The 17,487-nt window shown below is 34.2% G+C and carries 13 protein-coding genes; 6 read left to right on the top strand and 7 right to left on the bottom strand.

Translation table 11 applies throughout. The annotated features are described in order from the left end of the window. Positions 1 to 151 precede the first annotated feature (151 nt). Positions 152 to 832 carry a metal-dependent hydrolase gene (locus NU08_RS12610; RefSeq protein WP_129747487.1) on the top strand — a complete coding sequence of 227 codons (681 nt, stop codon included), beginning with the start codon at positions 152 to 154 and terminating at the stop codon, positions 830 to 832. 165 nt (positions 833 to 997) lie between these two features. Here NU08_RS12610 and NU08_RS12605 read toward each other — a convergent pair whose 3' ends face one another. Then, the gene (locus tag NU08_RS12605) at positions 998 to 1,834 is read right to left on the bottom strand and encodes an alpha/beta fold hydrolase (protein WP_129747485.1); all 837 of its coding nucleotides are present in this window, start codon (positions 1,832 to 1,834) and stop codon (positions 998 to 1,000) included. Positions 1,835 to 2,109: 275 nt separating this feature from the next. Here NU08_RS12605 and NU08_RS12600 point away from each other — a divergent pair, with 275 nt between their 5' ends. Continuing rightward, on the top strand, positions 2,110 to 2,895 hold the full coding sequence (locus tag NU08_RS12600; RefSeq protein ID WP_242502548.1) for an alpha/beta fold hydrolase: 786 nt from the start codon (positions 2,110 to 2,112) through the stop codon (positions 2,893 to 2,895). An 87-nt stretch (positions 2,896 to 2,982) separates the two neighbouring features. Here NU08_RS12600 and NU08_RS12595 read toward each other — a convergent pair whose 3' ends face one another. Then, the gene (locus tag NU08_RS12595; RefSeq protein ID WP_129747483.1) at positions 2,983 to 4,950 is read right to left on the bottom strand and encodes a sigma 54-interacting response regulator; all 1,968 of its coding nucleotides are present in this window, start codon (positions 4,948 to 4,950) and stop codon (positions 2,983 to 2,985) included. Between the two features lie 203 nt (positions 4,951 to 5,153). Here NU08_RS12595 and NU08_RS12590 point away from each other — a divergent pair, with 203 nt between their 5' ends. From NU08_RS12590 to NU08_RS12575, 4 genes are all read left to right on the top strand, one after another. Continuing rightward, positions 5,154 to 7,589 carry a sensor histidine kinase gene (locus NU08_RS12590; RefSeq protein ID WP_129747481.1) on the top strand — a complete coding sequence of 812 codons (2,436 nt, stop codon included), beginning with the start codon at positions 5,154 to 5,156 and terminating at the stop codon, positions 7,587 to 7,589. A gap of 225 nt (positions 7,590 to 7,814) precedes the next feature. Next, positions 7,815 to 8,354, top strand: coding sequence for a hydrolase (locus tag NU08_RS12585; RefSeq protein WP_129747479.1), 540 nt, complete (start codon positions 7,815 to 7,817; stop codon positions 8,352 to 8,354). Between the two features lie 7 nt (positions 8,355 to 8,361). Next, complete coding sequence (locus NU08_RS12580; protein ID WP_129747477.1) at positions 8,362 to 9,132, top strand: alpha/beta hydrolase; 771 nt, start codon at positions 8,362 to 8,364, stop codon at positions 9,130 to 9,132. A 348-nt stretch (positions 9,133 to 9,480) separates the two neighbouring features. Beyond that, entirely contained in the window at positions 9,481 to 10,299 is an 819-nt protein-coding gene (locus NU08_RS12575) for a helix-turn-helix transcriptional regulator (RefSeq protein ID WP_129747475.1), read from the top strand. Here NU08_RS12575 and NU08_RS12570 read toward each other — a convergent pair. The 5 genes from NU08_RS12570 to NU08_RS12550 form a co-directional block, all read right to left on the bottom strand. Further along, positions 10,296 to 10,748 (bottom strand): YybH family protein, encoded by a 453-nt coding sequence (locus tag NU08_RS12570; RefSeq protein ID WP_242502547.1) that lies wholly within the window; start codon positions 10,746 to 10,748, stop codon positions 10,296 to 10,298. The genes NU08_RS12575 and NU08_RS12570 overlap by 4 nt on opposite strands. A gap of 150 nt (positions 10,749 to 10,898) precedes the next feature. After that, positions 10,899 to 12,323 carry a SusD/RagB family nutrient-binding outer membrane lipoprotein gene (locus NU08_RS12565; RefSeq protein ID WP_129747473.1) on the bottom strand — a complete coding sequence of 475 codons (1,425 nt, stop codon included), beginning with the start codon at positions 12,321 to 12,323 and terminating at the stop codon, positions 10,899 to 10,901. Between the two features lie 12 nt (positions 12,324 to 12,335). Beyond that, the gene (locus tag NU08_RS12560; RefSeq protein ID WP_129747471.1) at positions 12,336 to 15,527 is read right to left on the bottom strand and encodes a SusC/RagA family TonB-linked outer membrane protein; all 3,192 of its coding nucleotides are present in this window, start codon (positions 15,525 to 15,527) and stop codon (positions 12,336 to 12,338) included. Between the two features lie 635 nt (positions 15,528 to 16,162). Then, positions 16,163 to 16,606 (bottom strand): hypothetical protein, encoded by a 444-nt coding sequence (locus tag NU08_RS12555; protein ID WP_008463513.1) that lies wholly within the window; start codon positions 16,604 to 16,606, stop codon positions 16,163 to 16,165. Between the two features lie 184 nt (positions 16,607 to 16,790). Further along, complete coding sequence (locus tag NU08_RS12550) at positions 16,791 to 17,426, bottom strand: hypothetical protein (protein WP_129747469.1); 636 nt, start codon at positions 17,424 to 17,426, stop codon at positions 16,791 to 16,793. Positions 17,427 to 17,487: the final 61 nt, after the last annotated feature.

The raw sequence follows: 17,487 nt of genomic DNA, 5'->3' as shown, positions 1-17,487 counted from the left end.
GTGTAAAATTGAATTTCCATAAATATTTTGCTTTGCGGGAGCTATCAATTTAATTGCCTCCAGCTTTAGCTTACTTTTACAACATTCTTCTCCACTGGCATATTTCTTGAAAAAACATTCTTCATTATTAACTGATTTAAAACTATTTACCATGAAAATCACGTACTACGGGCATTCTTGTTTTTCAGTTTATGCTAACGGAAAACACCTTCTTTTCGACCCTTTTATTACGCCAAACGAATTAGCCAAAGAGGTTAACGTTGACGCTATAAAAGCAGATTATATTTTTATTTCACATGCGCATTATGACCATATTTTAGATGTTGAACGAATCGCAAAAAATACAGGCGCAAAAGTTCTCGGAAACTTTGAAATCTATAACTGGCTATTGAAAAACGGAATCGAAAATGCACATCCCATAAATCCAGGCGGTAAATTCAATTTTGATTTCGGAACCGTAAAATGCGTCATAGCCCAACATCCAAGCAGTTTTATAGATGGTTCTTATGGCGGAATTGCCTGTGGTTTTGTACTTACAACCTCTGATGGAAATTTTTACTACAGTGGAGATACAGCTTTGACTTTAGACATGCAGCTCATTCCTAAATTTACCAAACTTGACTTTGCTGTTTTTCCTATTGGCGACGGACTCACAATGGGAATCGAGGAAGCTATTGAAGCTTCAAAACTTGTGGGAGTAAACAAAATCTTAGGCGTTCATTACGATACTTTTGGTTTCATTATTATGGATCATCAAAAAGCTTTGGATGCGTTTAAAAATGCTTCGCTTCAATTGTTTCTTCCTAAAATCAACAGTACAATTGATATATAAATGATGTATTTTCTTTGTTATATTTCGCTAAAAGACAGCTTTTAGCGAAATATCATGATGTCGATTATCGAAACAAAAAATCTTTAAAATTTTTATACAAAAAAAGGAATAGCTGCTGACACTATTCCTTTTTACATATAATTACGTTTTGCTGATGAACTTAAATTATATGTATTCAGCAAAATTAATGATATACTGTGCTGTGAGTTCAGGATATTGATGATGCGGTCCATGACCAGTTGCAGCGTACACTATCATTTGCGCATTTGTCATCTGATTGATATACGGATACCAGTTTTCTACTGCAAAACTGATATCGTGATCGCCAGAGATAATCAAGATTGGCGTTTTTATTTTCTTGAGCTGTTCTCTAAAATTAAGAGGATCTTCTCTAAAAGTGTCTCCTCCGCCAAAATACAATTGAAAAACATCCATCGTTGATGGAATTTTTGCTACATCAATTTTCTTGTGAATTCGGTCATGCGAAGCTTTTGCTGCCAATTGGCTAGATTCTGATTTTGGTTCAAAAAACAATACAATTTCATCTTCAAAATCATTTATAGGTTTTAACGCAGCATCAAAAAATGCCTGTTCAATCGGAATCTCATTTTTACCCGGCGGATTTGTTCCTACTAAAACAGCGTGCGTCACCAGATTAGGATATAGTAAAGTTGCCGTCTGCGCCACCAATCCGCCATAAGACCATCCCAAAACAATAACGGAATCCAGCTTTAAAAAATCAGCTAGATCTTTAACATCTTTTGCTACAACTGTAATATCTGGAGCCAGACTCCCTGTAGAAGAACCAATTCCAGAATAATCAAATACGATAACGTTGAATTTTTCCGCCATTTTTGCCACAAACAGCGGATCCCAAGTATCGAGTGTTCCTCTAAAACGGTTCACAAAAATTATAGCTTTTCCTTTCCCATACGAACGATAAGCAATGGTACGATCGCCTAATTCGGCAAAACTTGTTTCTGTGTCATAAATTTTTTCCATAATTATAATTTAAAGATTGAAACCCATATTCTTTTTTTTTGAGGGAGACAAAGATTAAACCAAAACGCAGAACCTTAAAAACAAAGGATTTACGAGCTATTTTTTTATTTGAACTTATGATATTTCAAGAATCAAAACTTGTTTTTAACGATATATAATAATTTCTGCCGCCATCTGTTCCAACAATACTTTTATAATCAATACTTTACAAAAGAGGCATTCCTTTTGTTTTTCAAATTGCATTCCTTTTCTGAAATTAACCTAACAGCTTCAATATGTATTTATCTAACAAAAAAACAATTATGTTTATTACTGGAGCGTTTATCAGCCATGTGTGCTGGAAAGAATGGATTGTTTTTTTTGAAAATAAAGGTTATAAAACTGTAGCTCCGCCCTGGCTGCATAAAAATGAATCTGCAGTTGATTTAAGACACGCGCATCCCAATTCAAAAATTGCATCAATTCAATTACTTGATTTGCTGGATTATTATACTGAAATCATTGATAAACTTCCCGAAAAACCAATTTTGATAGGCCATTCTTATGGAGCTCTTCTAACTCAATTGCTTATTCAAAGAGAACTTGGTTCTGTTGGAGTTTGCATCAATTCTATTCCGCCAGGCAATCTGGTTTATTTTAGTTTTTCTTTCTATAGAAGAGTTTGGGATACCTCAGATTTTTTCGGTTCTACAAGCAAAACTTATTTAATGCCTTTCAGAAAATGGCAGCACTATTTTGCAAATCAATTATCATTTGAACAGCAAAAAGAAAAATACGAGACATTATTAATCCCCGAATCTAAGTTAATAATGCGCAATATTTATTCTAAATCGGGCAAAATCGATTTCAAAAAGAAACACAATCCGCTTTTGTTTATATCGGGGTCAGAAGATGCTTTTACTCCTGTTTCTTTAAATTATTTAAACTTTAAAAAATACAAAAACATGCATTCTATAACTTGCTATAAAGAATTTTACGATTTAAATCATCTTGGCATAAATCTAGAAAACTGGGAAACTATTGCTGAGTTTATAGCAAACTGGCTAATCAAAATCACTTAACAAATTGCGGTATTTTTTGTGTTCCCGTGTTTGAAACCACGGGCTATATTTTAAAATGTGACTAAAAAAACAGAATCAATATTTGCGCTAAATGATCCCTTTCTTTATTTCCAGCTTTTTAATCTTAGAATTTAAAGTAGACGGATGAATATCTAAAATTTCGGCTGCACCTCCAGCTCCAGAAATTTTTCCGTTGCATTTTTTAAGGATATAAAGAATGTAATCTCTTTCGTTTTCTAATATTGTTTTTATCGAAAATGATTCGGATGGCTGTTCAGGATGCATTTTTGGTGACATAGAAAGTTCGATTTCTTTAATTGTATTTCCTTCAGTCAGCAAAATAGAGCGCTGCATAACATGTTCAAGTTCTCTGATATTTCCTGGCCAATTGTAATTCATAATCTGCTGCGAGGCAAAATCGGAAAGAACTGGCGCTTTTCTGCCCATTTTCTCACTGTAAATCGTTATAAAATGGTTGGCAAGATCTGGAATATCTTCTTTTCTCTTTTTTAATGGCGGAACCATAATCGGAAAAACATGCAAACGATAATACAAATCCATTCTAAATCTGCCCGCAGAAACCTCTTCTTCAAGATTTTTATTGGTTGCCGCAATAATCCTCACATCTATTTTCATTGGCGAAGTCCCACCAATGCGCTCAATTTCTCTTTCCTGCAAAACACGCAACAGTTTTACTTGCAGCTCAAGCGACATCTCTCCTATTTCATCTAAAAAAATAGTTCCGCCGTCAGCCAATTCAAATTTGCCGATACGTCTGTCCAAAGCGCCTGTAAAAGCTCCTTTTTCATGGCCAAAAAGCAATGATTCGGCAAGATTTTCTGGAATCGCTCCACAATTGATAATGACTAGAGGTTTGTCTTTCCTTGGAGATAAAGCGTGAATACTTTGCGCAATTTTTTCTTTTCCTGTACCGCTTTCGCCTAAAACCAAAACAGAAGTATCTGAAGGCGCCACTTTTCGGATGTAATTAAAAACAGCATTCATTTGCGAACTATTTCCAATAATTCCTTCAAAGCCTTCTGCGGCAATAACTTTACTATTTTTGATTTCAGCTTTTTTAGAAGGCAGATTTAAATCTTCTTTCGAATAAATTTTAGCAATAAATTGACAGAAAACAGGTTCTAGTGAACTTAAAACTCGTAAATGCTCCTGAGAATACACATTTAGATTACGGCTGTAAAACGTAAAATGATAGTTTTGGATTGAAGCAACCGAAATCGGAAAGACCAGATACGATTTTATTCCAAAGTTATGTGTCAATAATGCTTTAATTGGCGCTTCCTGAAGATTGTTTATTAGGGCTTCTTCAGTATAAATAATAGGCTCTTTGTCTATTTTTGATTTTCTGTAAGTTTCATTTATTTCCTTTTCAGACAGTACAACTATCTGGGAAAGTTTCTGCAAATTGATAATTTGGTATTGATCTAGATTCCTGCGGACAATTCCAAGATTATCATAATGGTCGGAAATAAAACCAGTTTCTAAATAATCAAACGGAATAAAAGTCTGAACCGCTTTTGCAAATGCCAATAACGCCTCTTCTTTCTTTACGTTTGAATTTATAATTTCTGTTATTGCTGCCTGAAGCTGAAACTGTTGTCGCAACTGACTTTCTAAGCTATACTGCTGGCGATAAAAGGCTATTTCTAAAGTCGTTAGAACATCTTGATCTCGAAACGGTTTTACAATAAATCCGTAAGGTTGAGTGGTTTTTGCCTGATCTAATATACTTTTACTAGAATTGGCAGAAATAAATATAAACCCGATATATTTTTCTTTAAGAATGTGTGCCAGCTCAATCCCATCTCGATTGCCTTTGAGCATAATATCCAAAAAGACCAAATCTGGTTTTTCAATCTCAATCTGTTCCAAAGCCTGCTCAACCGATCTTGCAATTCCTGTCACTTCATAATTGGCTTTTTCAAGAATTAGCTGTAAATCGTGTGCTTCTATAAACTGATCTTCAACAATTAAAACTCTTTTTTTTAATGCTGAAACTGCAGCTTCATATCTGTTATCGGCAGACTTTTTCATAAGTGATTAAATTTTTCTTATATTACACTTAATTCATTGATACAAAAATAGTTAATTATCACAATTAAAATTAAGCGTCTCCAAATTTAGTTAAATAAAAATCACATTTTACCATAATTTTCGCGTTATTTTGCAATCACAACTGAATTGTTTCTCTTTATATTTGTTAATTAAACACTTACTAAATTTAATCGCTTAGATCTATGAAGCTCCTCTACTCTTTTTGTTTGCTATTCTTTATTACATTTAATTTGGAAGCGCAAAATCATCCTGCAACAGCAGGATATGATTTAAAAAAGAAGCGTTTGCTGATACAGACCTGTTCTTCTTATTTATATAATTCAAATCAAGGATCAATAGATGCCGACAGCGCCGTAGTTTTGACCTGCAAAGCCTACAAACTGCCAGTTTCTTTAGCGTATGATGAGGGTTTCAACGATGGTTCCTATCTAATTGGAAATGATCTAATTGAAAAAGGCAATATTGATGCCGCTAAAAAGCTTTTTCTCAAATCAAAAAGTGTAAACAAAGTAAAACTGGCGCTGCAATTGGGAATCTTTTATTTGTTTAAACCTTTTACAAAACCAGATGATATCAAAAATGCTAATTTTTATATAACAGAGGCAGTAAAAATCAGCAATCAGTTAAAAATTCAAAAATGGCAACATCAGAGTTTGATGCTTTTAGGAAAGTTTTATTTCCAGATCAACAATTATCCTGAAAGTAAAAAATGCTTTTCGCAAGTCGTAAATGAGTGCCGAAAACAAAACGACAAAGCCGCCCTGGCAGATGCTTTATTCTATCAGGCAACCAATCAATACGATTTAGATCCCGAAAAAGAAAAAATCCTCAAAGAAGCCGAATCTTTATACAAAACTCTAGGCTTTGAAGAAAAAAGAATAATTACAAAAGCAAGGATATGCACCATCTATTTCTGGCACGGAAAAATAAACGATGCCAAGAAAATCTTATATCAAAATGCTGCCGATATGCGAAAAATTGGCTTCAGGCAGCAACAATACATTGAAACTACAATTGCTTATATAGAAGGTATACAATTCAATATTAAAAGTGCTCTTTATTATGCTTTAAAGAGTGTAGAAAGGATGGAGCGTACAAAAGATTATACTTTTGCCGATATTTTTTATATGCGCTTAGGATTGGTGTATTTGCAAATGGGCCATACAGACGAAGCCATAAAAGTTTCTGAAAAAAGCATTAGATACGGACAAAACATTTTTAGCAGCGGCAGTTGGTACAAAAGTTTTATGACAGCGACAGCATCTTTGTCTATGAAAGGAAAAAACAAAGAAGCCATAGAATACATGAATTCTATTACGAGCCATTATCCTCCTCCAAATAAATTTGATAATATGCTTATGAATTATGGTTATGCCAATTGTTACTGGCGAATCAAAAATTATGGCACAGCCGAAAAGTATTTTATAAAAGCTGGAGAAGCTGCTGATGGTTTAGATTCTCAACAAACCTATAGAGATGTCTGCAACACCTATTCGTCTATTGCTTTATTTTATGCGAATCGAAAAAACCTCCAGAAAACAAAATTATATATCGATAAGATTGATGTCCTTTCAAAAAAATACAGCCAGAACTACAATTCTGAAGCGCTGCAAATGTCCTTATATAAATTAGATTCGTTGAATGGCAATTTTAAATCGGCTTTAGAGCATCATAAATCGTATAAGAAAATGAGCGATTCTGTTTTAGATTATGCTAAAAACAAGCAGATTGAAGAACTTAGATTTCAATACGAAACAGTAAATAAAGAACAGAAAATCAAATCTTTAAATCAAGAAACTAGTTTACAGGAAACAGCCTTAAAAAAATCAAAATTATTAAATACAGTCTCTATATCGAGTTTGGTTTTATTGGTTCTTATCATTGCCTTATTATACAACAGATATCGTCTGAAACAGAAAAATAATGCTGAACTGGAATTAAAAGAAAAGGAAATCAACCAGAAAAACATCAATTTGAGGCATTTGCTCGATGAAAAAGAATGGCTTTTAAAAGAAATTCATCATCGTGTAAAAAACAATCTTCAAACTGTAATAAGTCTTCTAAACTCACAATCGGCTTATCTCGAAAATGATATGGCGTTGTCAGCTATTAAAAACAGTCAGCACCGTATTCATTCCATGTCATTAATTCATCAGAAATTATACAACTCAGAGAATATTTCGACTATCAATATGCCGAATTATATCAAAGAATTGGTCGAGTATTTAAGAGAATCTTTTTCGCTTGGTCAAAGAATCCGTTTTGAGTTAAAAATTGATCCATTAGAATTGGACGTTGCACAAGCTGTGCCGCTTGGACTTATTTTAAACGAATCGATTACAAATTCCATAAAATATGCTTTTCCAGACAATGGTACTGGAATGATTTATATCACTTTACAGGCTACATCCGAAAACAAATATCTGCTTACCATTGCAGATAACGGAGTTGGTTTTGATGCTAATATCAGCAATAAGAAAATCAATTCATTTGGATTAAGCTTGATAAAAGGTTTAAGCGACGATTTGGATGCTGCTTTTTCTATGGAAAACAACAACGGAACGATTCTTAAAATTGAATTTTCAAAGGAATTTCCAATCCATGAAAAAAGAGAATAGTAAAAAAAGAATCTCATTTTTGTCTAGCGAAATCTCACTAATCTAAATTTGTTTAGCGATATATAGCACTTAAAATCAAGCAAAAAGCACAAAAAACCTAATTATTAAGGATTAAATTGGCATGGCATATAAATTGGTTTTCTAGGAAAGTTAACCCTTAAAAACTATTTACTATGAAAAAATCAATATTGCCATTAATCATTCTATTTCTGAATTCTAGCTGCGATGCTTGAACAAGAAAAAACTGGATTGATTGTAATTGATGTGCAAGGAAAACTTGCCCGAATTGTACATAACAGCGAAAAACTTGCTGTAAATCTGGAAAAACTAATTCGTGGCTGTCAAATACTTTCAATTCCGATAATTTGGGCAGAACAAAATCCAAAAGGACTTGGCTCTACAATTCCCGAATTGGAAAAGCTATTAATTCATCAGAAACCCATTGAAAAATATTCCTTCAATGCTCTTGATAATGAAATATTTAAGCAGGCAGTTTTCGATTCGGGAAGAAAACAATGGCTGGTTTGTGGCATAGAAGCTCATATTTGTGTTTATCAAACCGCTATGGGATTATTATCTAATGGTTTTGAAGTCGAAATTGTGACCGATTGCATTTCTTCCCGATCAAAAGAAAGCATTTTAATCGCTTTACAAAAACTGCAGCAAAAAGGAGCAGCACTAACCAATATTGAAATGTGTCTTTATGAATTGGTAAAAGACTCTAGACGAGAAACCTTCAAAGAAATTCTAACATTAATCAAATAAAAAAATCATGTCAAAATCAAAAACAATTGTATTAATACACGGAAATTTTGTCAATGACAAAACTTGGGAGGAATGGAAAAAGTATTATGAAGAAAAAGGATATACGGTTTACACTCCAGCAAATCCTGGCCATGATGGAAATCCTGCCGAATTGAGAACTAAAGTTCACCCAGATCTCATAAAAACCGGATTTATAGATATTGTAAATAACATCAGCAAATTAATAGATACTTTACCCGAAAAGCCTTTGGTTATTGGACATTCTATGGCTGGTATGGCAGTATTGAAATTGGTAGAACTTGGCAAAGCAGCCGCTGGCGTAAGCATTGACGGAGCGCCTCCAAAAAATGTTTTTCCGCCATTTCAAACTTTAAAAACAGTAATTCCTGCCTTTGGCTTTTTCTCTTCTGCAAAGTATTTTATGGGAAGCCGAAAATGGTACGATTATGCTTTTTTTAATACTATACCAGAATCTCAAAGAAGCATTGCTTTTGAGAAATTTGCAGTGCCAGAAAGTTATAAAGTAAGCCGAGAATTGGTTTTGAATTCGTTTTCCAATATCAATTTCAAAAAACCTCATGAACCTATTCTCTTTATTGGCGGTGGCAGCGATCATATTTTTCCGTCTAACTTAACAGAAACAATTGCCGGTAGATATAAAGAAAATGCAGGACGAGTTGATCTTAAAATATTTGATGGAAAAAGCCATTTTATCTGTGGAGAACCAGGCTGGGAAAGTGTAGCCGATTATATTTTAAATTGGTACGAAAAACTATAAAAAAACAGTTTTCATAATAAATGTAAATCTCTGTATTATACTTTGATACAGTTTTTTTTCATTCCGTAGGAATGTTTGATCGGTAGAATTGAATTCGGATTGTGAATTTACGTTCCGTAGGAACGTTTGATTAATCGGTATACATATCATTTGCAACAAAACAGATGTCCCTACAGGACACTATTCGTGATAACACCATTTTTTTTCTACCGATCAGATATTCCTACGGAATATGCTTTTGAATCAAGAACATCTGCAAAATTTTAATTCGTTTATATTGCATTTATTGCTAATTTAGAACTTGCTATAAATCAGTTAATTTACTTTCAAATTACAACAAAAAACAATATGCAGATTTTACCGTCCGCCAGTTTAGCGCCGTTTATAAAAAATTATACTGTTGTTACCATCGAAAAAGATCTCGACAACGAAGTATTTTATCCAAGCGGATATGTCGATTTGATTGTAAATATTTCTGGAGGATTTGCCGCTACCATTATCAATGGTAAACAAAAAGATACTCCTGCAATAGAATTACTGGGGCATCTTACGCTTCCAACGCGTCTTTCTGTAGCAAAAGGAACATCTGTACTCATTGCAAGAATTTATCCGCATGCGAGCACACTATTTTTCTCTGATCCTTTATCAGAATTTACCAATTATGCTACGGATATGTATGATGTTGCTTTGGGAGAAAACAGGGATTTGTATGACCAGATTATGGAAAAGGACGATTTATTGTCTAAAATAAGCGTTTTAGAAACGTATTTTCTGCAAAAATTAAAGAAAAATGAAACTCGGCTGAAAAAGGTTTCAATAGTTCAGAATCTGAGTCAGGAGCTTTTTCGACATCATCAGCAATTGGACTTACCTTTCCTTGCCCGAAATTCAGGTTTGTCAGAAAGGTATATCCAAAAACTGTATCTGTCTAATATTGGCATAAGTCCTGCGGCTTTTACTTCTGTTGTCCGATTTAATAAAAGTCTGGATTTAGTACTCAACACGACAGAATCATTGACTACTATAGCTTACGATAATGGCTATTATGACCAAGCTCATTTTATTAAAGAATTTAAGAAGTTTACTGGCATTACGCCATCTGCATCCAGAAATTCGCTACTTAAAAACGATACCGATTTACAGCAGGCTGTCAACATTGGTTTTTAGCCTTGTTTTGCAGGATGATTGCTGCTAAACATATCACGATGCATTTTCCAGCCGTCTTTGGTTTTCTTCCAGATCACGATTACTTTTCCGTCATCTAGTTTTTTGCCATTCATATCAGTCATTTCATAAAAACTTTCTTCAGTAACGGCTGTTTTTGCGTCTCCGTAAAGATGCTGAATTGTGAATATAACATGCACTTGAGGTCCGCCTCTAAAAAAAGAATCAATTTGTTTTGCTCCGCATTTTGGCTCTCCATTTGGCGGAAATAGACAAGCATCGTCCGTATATCTTGCAATAATAGAACCATCGTTCTTGTTGGTAAAGTCGGAGAACGTTTTGTTACTGGCTTCAATAATTTTTTTTACCTCTTTTAAAGCTGGATCTGTGGTTTGGGCGTTACACCAAAAAGTAAGCATCAGGAATGTGCTTAAAATGATTTTTGTTTTCATGGTTTATATATTTTTTTACAAAGGAAATTATTCTGTTAGGGCAAAAATTGTAAAATAACGAACAACTTTATCATAATTGAAAACAATACAAAAACCCCGCATCAAAGTTTGATACGGGGCTTTTTTGATGAAATTTATTAAAATTCAGATTTATTTCACATCAAACCATAATTTAGTTGTCAATAAATCTTTTCCTTGATTTGCAACAGCAGCTTGATAACTTGCTCCATTAAGAGATTGTTCTGTACCTGGATAGAAAAGACGTGAAGGAATTTTTCCGTCCAAAACAGTAGCTGGCCCAGCTGTTAAGACAGGATAATCCAATCTTCTCCATTCTGTAAATGCATCTAAACCTTGTCCGAAGAAAGCAATCCATTTTTGCGTACCGATTGATTTAGCATAATTTGAAGCATCATATTTCACACTTGCCTGATTCAAGTAAGTTGAGATAGTTGTTGGGTTCGTAACACCAAACTGAATGAACGATGCTGTAATAGCATTTTTATAGTACTGCTCTGCATCGCCAGAAATATAACCTCTTGCCGCAGCTTCTGCCAAATTAAATAACGTTTCAGAATAAGAAGCAATTACAGCAGGCGAAGCTGATGTAAGGAAATATGTTCCAGGTTTTGATGTTTTAGCAAAACCTTGGCTGTTGGCATCACTATTTGATAATCCGTTTGCTCCTCCAACATATTTTCCTACGCTTGCATCTGATGGCAATTGTGCAAATACTGGCAAACGCGGATCTGATAATGCATACAATTGATCAACCATAGTTTTTGAAATACGGAAATCATCACGAGTTTCAAACCAAGCCGAAGCAGGATTTTGCTGTGGAGAACTAGTGTAAGTGAACTTAAATGTTTCACTTTCGCTGCTGATTAGTCCTGCAGCATCGCTTGTCGCGTCAATTGCAGCTTGTTTCGCCAAAACAGGTTCTCTGTCTGAAATTCTTAAAGCAATTCTCAGACGAAGCGAATTCACAAATTTTTTCCATTTTGCTATATCGCCTTTATAAACCAAATCTCCAGTAACAGAACCGTTTGCAGCATTTAATAAAGATTGCGCTTGTTTTAAATCTTCAAGCAATCCTGTATAAACTTCTTTCTGAGTATTATACGCAGGCGTTACTTTTTGACCTGCTTCTTTGTACGGAATGCTTCCGTAAGCATCTGTCAGCAATAAAAATGTCCACGAACGTAGTGATAAGGCAATTCCTTTATAATTAGAATTCGCCTGCGCATCTGGGAATTTAATAATCGTGTTCAAATCTGTAATTAGAGTAGCATAGCCAGTATTCCACAATGAAGTGAAAGAAGTGTTCGAAACATCGTAACGGTCTGGTTCTGTATATTGAATTTTAGCCCAATGCTGCACAAAAAGCAACGTTGAGTTAAAGTTATTTGCATCTCCCCAATACAAATCTGCACCTTGTTTTAAAGTACCAGTCAAAAGGTATGGCGCAAGTGGCGTTTCAGTTGCATTTGGGTTTTTATTTATATCGTCAAGAGTATCACTGCAAGAGCTCAGTGTCAATGCAAACAGTATTGTATATGATAGTTTTTTTAGCATGATTCCGAGTTTTTAAAATTTAACATTAAGGTTAAGACTGAAGTTTCTTGTTGTTGGCAACGCTAAACTTTCCAATCCTTGTGCATTTCCTGTATTGAAAGCGGTTTCAGGATCTATATTTGGCGCATCTTTATAGATAAAGAATAAGTTACGTCCAGCTGCAGTAATGCTTGCTCCTTCTAATCCTAACTTTTTAACCAACTTTTTATCAACATTATAAGTAAGTTTTATCTCTCTCATTTTTACAAAAGTTGAGCTGTAAATATATGCCTCACTAATATTGTATGATGCTTTATAATATTCTTGTGCACTAATTACTTTATTGTTTGGAGTTCCGTCTGCAAATACACCTCCGAAAATCATTCCATCGTCATAAACCGTTACACCGCTTGGAGCAGCTCCACCGCTTACCAAAGTTTTTGGGTTAGCTGTATTATTTCCTGGATAATAGTAGCTTAAACCTCCGTTTTCAGCGCCACGTCCCGGAAGAGTCTGTGCCAAAACTCCTGTATAGTTTCCTGTTCTGTTAGTTCCAGAGAAAAGTTCTCCACCAACGCTAGCATCAACAAGGAACGAAAGCTCAAGATTTTTGTAAGTCAAAGTATTTGTAAGACCTGCTAAATAATCTGGAGTATAATGCCCTAAAACTCTTTTTGTCGGATCTGCTTTTGGAAGACCGTTTGCTCCTACTACAATATTTCCGCTTGCATCACGCTCATACGCTGTTCCGTAAAGTGCTCCGTAAGCTTGTCCTACAGATGCCAATACATCTACACCTCCAGAAGAACCAATAGTATAGTTTTTAATATCTCCAGCGTAATCTAGAATTTCTACTTTACTCTTATTTTTAGAATAATTTAAAGCCACATTCCATTTGAAGTTTTCAGTTTGAACTGGATTTCCGTCCAATTGCACCTCAATACCTTGATTGTTAATTTTACCTGCATTGATTAACTGCGAAGTATAACCGCTTGATGCTGTAGTTTTAATTTCTAAAATCTGGTCGAAACTATTTGTATTATAATATGCTACATCAAAGTGAAGTCTGTTTTTCCAGAAAGAAGCTTCAAGACCTACCTCTGTAGAACGAGTTGTTTCTGGTTTTAAGTTTTCATTTAATTTCTTTTGAGAAGAAGTCTGAATCGGGTTTCCGTCAAAAGCAGTTTGGAAATTGTAAACCGTAGCCAACTGATACGGATCTGCATCATTTCCAACTTCAGACCATCCACCTCTAACTTTTAAGAAATCAAGTGTACTGCTCTTAATGTTCAATGCATCTGTTAAGACTACACTTCCATTAAAAGAAGGATAGAAATAAGAACGGTTGCTGCTTGGCAGTGTAGAAGACCAATCATTACGCGCTGTTACGTTTAAGAAAGCATAATTTCTAAATCCTACCTGTGCAGATGCGTAAGCACTATACACTCTTAATCTCGATAATGAGTTTGATGAAGTCAACGGATCTCTAGAGTTGGTTAAAGTATACAAATCTGGAACTGCTAAACGTGGAGCTTTCTGATAATTGTTGGCATCGCTATGGTTACGAATATTGAAACCTGCAAGTGCATCTAAACTGAAATCATCATTAAGCTGTTTTGTATATTGAAATATACCCTCAGTATTTTGCTCATTTACCGTGTAAGCATCTTCTGCATACGATCCGAAAGGAGTTCCGTTTGTACCATACTTAATAGTATATTTTCTGCGGTCATTATAATAATCAACACCTGTACGGAATCTGAAATTCAGTCCTTCTGCCAATTTCGCGTCTAAATGGACATCTCCAATTATACGGTTACGCTGTTGGCTTGTTGTATTGTAATAGGCATTCCAATAAGGGTTACTGTAGTAACTGTTGTTCCAGTTCGTGTTCCAGTCTTTATCCAATTCATTAATATCAACCTGACGTCCGAACCAAAGAAACTGCAGCATTACACCCGCAGCACGTCCTCCAGATGGACCTCCTGGCAATTGTGGAGCATTGGTTACAATATAATTTGCATTAACCCCAACTTTCACATTTTCAGAAATCTGATAATTGGTATTAATTGTAAAGTTTGTTTTGTTTATTTCACTGTTAGGTACAGTTCCAAGCTGTTTCTGATTGTTTACACCTAAACGGAAATCTGATTTTTCGTTAGATTTTGCTATAGAAACACTATTGTCATAAGTAAGTCCAGTATTAAAGAAATCTTTCACATTATTTGGATGCGCTACGAAAGGAACAGCTTCTCCTTTAGAATAAAATTGCGGAATAAGACGACCGTCCATTCTTGGCCCCCAGCTTTCGTCAACTCCATCATTAACCCCTCCACCTTTTCCGTCTACATAACTGAATTTTCCGTTAGAACCTTGTCCAAAACTATTTTGGAAAGAAGGTAAAGTAGCTACTTGAGAAACAGTTATACCTGTATTAAAAGTAACCCCATATCCTGATTTTTGTCCTTTTCCAGATTTTGTAGTAATAAGCACCACACCATGCGCAGCACGAGATCCGTAAAGAGCAGCGGCGTTTGGTCCTTTCAAAACTGTCAAAGTTTCAATGTCCTGCGGATTTAAATCGGCAATGGCGTTTCTGAAATCACGAGTTGCTCCACCAAAGTTCAATTGAGAGTTATCTACAGGAACTCCGTCTACCACAAATAGCGGCTGGTTGTTTCCTGCAATAGAAGTTTCCCCACGGATAATAATACGTGAAGATCCCATATCTCCTTGTGAATTTGTAATACGAACACCCGCCAGTTTACCAGAAAGACCATTCAAAAAGTTGGTTTCTTTTGTAGTCGCCAATTCTTTTCCTTTTAATGCCTGAGTTGTATATCCTAAGGATTTTTTTTCTTTAGAAATTCCAAGTGCCGTAACCACGACTTCAGACAATGCGTTCTGTTCTTCTGTAAGACTGATCGTGATAGCATTTTTGTTTACTACAACTTCTTCTTTTTTATATCCTAAATAACTAATTAAAAGTGTATAAGGAAATTTTTGTCCTGTTTGGAAGAAAAACTTTCCATCTGTATCTGTAACAACACCGTGCGTAGTTCCTTTGATAGTTACTGAAGCCCCAATAATTGGCTCTTTTGTAATGGCATCGACTACTGTTCCTTCTAATTTAGACTGAATTAATGGCTTAGTATCTTGAGCTTTAACTCCTATGGAAATCAATAAAATACATAGCCAAGCATATCTTTTTAATTTTATTTTCATTACTTTGTTTTAGTTTAATAAATAAGGCAAGCCTAGAACAGTTTTATGCTATTCTTACTTTCCTTTAGAGATGACAATTTCTTTAAACTCTGACCATTTCTGCTGCAACAGAAATGGTTTTTCTTTTTATCTGCAGCACATTCGTTTTTTCATTTTTACTTTTTTTTTAGATTATTATTTTATTTGGCCTATACAATTTTTACCCTTTTTCAGGATAGTGTTATTAAAAATTTACAAATGAATTTAAAAGAGGAATTTTAACCGTAGTGATGCATACTGTGCAAATGTGTTATGCTTTTTATATTTCTGAAAATGAAATGATAAGGTTTAAATCTCTGTATTTCTAATTAAATTTTAAACTCTACTAATTTGATAGAACAAAAGTATATTAAAAATTTTAGTTCCCAAATTTTAATTAAACTTTTTGCAAAAAAAATGTTAATCCCTGTAAACAAAAGACCTTAAGCATCTAAAAATAAAATAGTTAGAAAAAATGCGCGTTTTTACAGTTTTATAAGAATTGTACTAATCTTGAAACTCAAAAAATGCTTTTAATAGCATTTTAGCAAAGTTTCGTGCAAAAAAAAGCTCCAAGATCATAAGACCTTGGAGCTTCTATTTTAAGTATTGAAATATTATAACTCGTTAAACTCGTGCAACGATTTCAATGTAGTTTCATAAAATAAGATGGCCGCGATAAGATTTCCTTTATCAGAATAAGGCATCATTTTTCTTTGGAAATCTACTGTAGTATCTAAGAAAACAGTGGTGCCTTCTGCCTGTCCATCTAAGATTTTTTTATTCTCACTTGTATCGGGAATACCTAAATCTGCCATTGTTACACCAGGTTTAGTAACCAAAGCAATATAAGGAAGTGTTTTTACTAGAACTTTAATACGTTCAATGTACAATTCTAAAAGTTCTCCTTTTTGCATACCACTTAGTTCTTTTTGATCATGGTATTTGCGAATTAAAGCTGTTGTACTAATGATACTTCTTGGTGCATTTTTTGCCTGTGCAGAAACGGCAGCAGTCGTCAAGAAGAAAAGGACACATAATAAAATAATCTTGCTCTTCATTTTCTTAATAGATTTGGTTCTTGAATAAAAACAAAAATATATAAATTATGTTAAAATGCAACTTTTATAATTTCTTTTTCACAATAAAATTATTATTGTTACGTTGCGATAAGGAAAAGATTACAGCCTAAGTCAGGAATTTAGGCTATTTCAGCATATTTTTCCCAAAAGCTAATTTTACTTTTTATGACTTAATTATTCTAAAACGGCTTGGATATTTAATCCACAAGCTCTTTTTGTTTCCATAATAGTCCATAAATTCTCCGCAAACAAAAACGGCATGCACTTTAGACCAAGCAACAACGCCACAATAATCGGTTCCAGATTCTTTTTTTAGTTTTTGAATTTGTTTGCCTAGTGTAAAACCTAAGTATTTATAAATAGTTGGAGTATAAACCGTACCATCTTCCAAATCTTCCAAGGCTTTATCAAAAGTAGCTTCCTTATCAATAATTTGCTTGTATTTCGCCATTACTGCATAAGTCAATTCTGCATAGTCAGTAATTTTCTCGCTATCGCAATTGTCTTTAATATAGACAAAGCCTGCTGATTCTTTGGCTTTACTAATTTCGGTGCTATTAAGGTTGAATGAAGCATTATTTTTTAAAGTAATTCTGTACAAATCGTCGTTTAGCTTTTCGCTTACAAAAAGATTATCTAATCCGTAAACATTTAAAGAAGCTTTGATAAAAGCTATAGATGAACAATTGGTGCGTTCACCTTGTTTAAAACTTTCAAATATTTTATCAGAACTCAACTGTGAATAAGAATTGGAACAGAAAAACATTAAAAGTAAAAAAACTGAAGTAACCGATTTCATGCCTTGTATTATATATTGTTTCTCAATTATTATTTTTGAGAGATAGTATTAGATTTTTACA

Origin of the sequence: Flavobacterium anhuiense, assembly GCF_004151235.1 — a bacterium.
GTDB lineage: Bacteria > Bacteroidota > Bacteroidia > Flavobacteriales > Flavobacteriaceae > Flavobacterium > Flavobacterium anhuiense_A.
Note: the sequence above shows the minus strand (reverse complement) of the source record. Positions and strands in the feature narration are given on the sequence as shown.